Origin of the sequence: Asaia sp. SF2.1, from assembly GCF_000505765.1 — a bacterium.
Taxonomy (GTDB): domain Bacteria; phylum Pseudomonadota; class Alphaproteobacteria; order Acetobacterales; family Acetobacteraceae; genus Asaia; species Asaia bogorensis.
Genome location: NZ_AYXS01000016.1, coordinates 11,521 through 13,468 on the forward strand (window position 1 = coordinate 11,521; position 1,948 = coordinate 13,468).

Genomic DNA, 1,948 nt, shown 5'->3' on the forward strand with positions numbered 1-1,948 from the left:
CCTCAGCGATGGCGGAGGACGATGCATAACGTGAGGCGGCCTGCGACACAGTGAGATAGGGCGAGAGTGCCACGCCGAGATCGGCCTTGCTGACAGATTGCAGAGCCAGGTCGTTCAGAGCCTTCTGATTCTGGGCAATCGCATTGTTCATCGTTCTGAGCGTTACGGCGGGTGGGCCATCAGCCAGGCGTTCCGTGCCAATGGCGGTGTCGGGGGACAGGCCATTCGGCGCGATGAAAGGAGGTGCCGCAAGACATGCTTCGCCCCAGAATGCGACGCTTAGGGCAAGAGCGACGTGCGCGGTTTTATTGATCTTGCGTGTCATGCCGGGTCTCCTATGCGTGTGGGGATACCTGCGTTGTTGAACCATCCTCCCGCGCCAGTATCGGGCTCGGTAGGGAGGGCCTTCAGCCAGGCATCCATCGTGTTATCGGTCACGACAGGGAACTGTGCGCCGGGTGCAGGCGGCGCACTTGCCGGGAAAAGAGAGGGGCGGGTGCTGACGCATATCTTGGCCTCCACCTGCAGGCTCGCACCAAGGCTGGTCAGGGCGCATACCGTCACAGTTTGCAGGCCCGGCATGGTCCATTGCAGCCAGGCCGTCGCGATTGTTCCAAACAGGTTTGTCCAGGCCTGTTGCGCCGAGGCTCCGCCATCAAAGCGAAATGAGGAGATGAACTCTCCCGGGGCCAGAAGAGCATCGAAATCGATACTGTAGTCTCCCCCGCCATTGAGGGCCGAGGGTGGCCAGACAAGCTCCGGGTGAGATTTTGGATAGCAGCCCTGACCTGCAGGCTCCCTCACGGGGCGCAGGATATTGGCGCTAGGACGCCACGTCATGAATGTACTCCTGGAGGAATTATACAAAACAGCGGTCATGCTGGCGCAGAGCCTCGTATGGCTCGACACCTGGTGATTTGAGGCATGATCAGGTTTTTTGCGGGTGCATCCCGGTTGCCGCGGCCTTATAGGCGCATCCACGCGGGAAAGGGCGTCTCGCGCGCGTTTGCGGATAGCGCGACAGGGAAGCGATGAAAGTAATTGGGCTATGTTTCGGGTCTAGGCCCGATGCTCGTCAGTGATGAGCTGTGCTGGTCAGATTCTGGGTGTCCAGATACTGGCAGTATTGAGTTCAGATATCATAAATATCTGAAAAAATCTACTTTAGAGAAGCCGTCTGCCTCTCAAGCGATCCTGCTACGGCATGTGTAGTGATATGGTACACGGAGCGACGTGCCCGAGAAGCACGCCGCATGATGGTTTCAGAATTCGCTGGATAGCGTTGCCAGTGCGGCGAAAGGCGAAGCGATCTTGTAAGTCGGCGTCGACCCCGCAATCGTCTTGCCAAAGACACCCGTGGTCGGGTTGGCGTTGGCCTGAGGCGACTGGATCCAGTTCAGGTAACGGTTGTCGCTGATATTCTGCAGGTTGAGACGCAGGACCGGACTTTTGAAGATGCTGACTTTCGGCAAGCGATAGCCGAGGCCGATATTCATGCGGACATAACCCGGGATGCTCTGGTCATTCATGAATGTCGCGTATTGGCGTCCGACATATTTAAGATTGAAATTCGCAAAGCGGGTGCCATCGTCGTAATCGAGCCCGAACCCGACCTGCCATGCCGGCGCCTGCGGTGCCTTTTTGCCCGCGCTGCGTACGTAATCGGCACCTGTTCCCGAACCGGCAGGCACATTGCTGTCGGTCACGGCATGCAGATATTCAACCGACAGGTAAGGACGGATGTTATGCATCGGCCGCGTACCGATTTCCGCATCGAAGCCATCCGAATGCATGCCGCCCGCATTGATATTGGTGGAGTAAAACGCGCCTGAGGCGGGGTCCTGGATGGACTGTGTATAGAGGCGATTCGTAAAGTTGTAATGGAAGTAGGTGATGGAGGAAGAAATGATGTCATCCTGATAGCGCCAGCCCGCTTCTTCGGAGATCG

Annotated in this window: 3 protein-coding genes; all 3 read right to left on the reverse strand. The window is 57.5% G+C overall.

Features of this window, described 5'->3' with window-relative positions; all coding sequences use genetic code 11:
• Nucleotides 1-325: hypothetical protein (locus tag P792_RS37615; RefSeq protein ID WP_031240824.1), on the reverse strand; the 325-nt coding region annotated here is incomplete at its 3' end.
• Nucleotides 322-840 (reverse strand): hypothetical protein, encoded by a 519-nt coding sequence (locus P792_RS28590; RefSeq protein ID WP_023978748.1) that lies wholly within the window; start codon nt 838-840, stop codon nt 322-324. The genes P792_RS28590 and P792_RS37615, both read right to left, overlap by 4 nt.
• Nucleotides 841-1,262: 422 nt before the next feature.
• Nucleotides 1,263-1,948 (reverse strand): TonB-dependent receptor (locus tag P792_RS36600; RefSeq protein ID WP_031240825.1); only part of this gene is annotated, 686 nt, incomplete at its 5' end.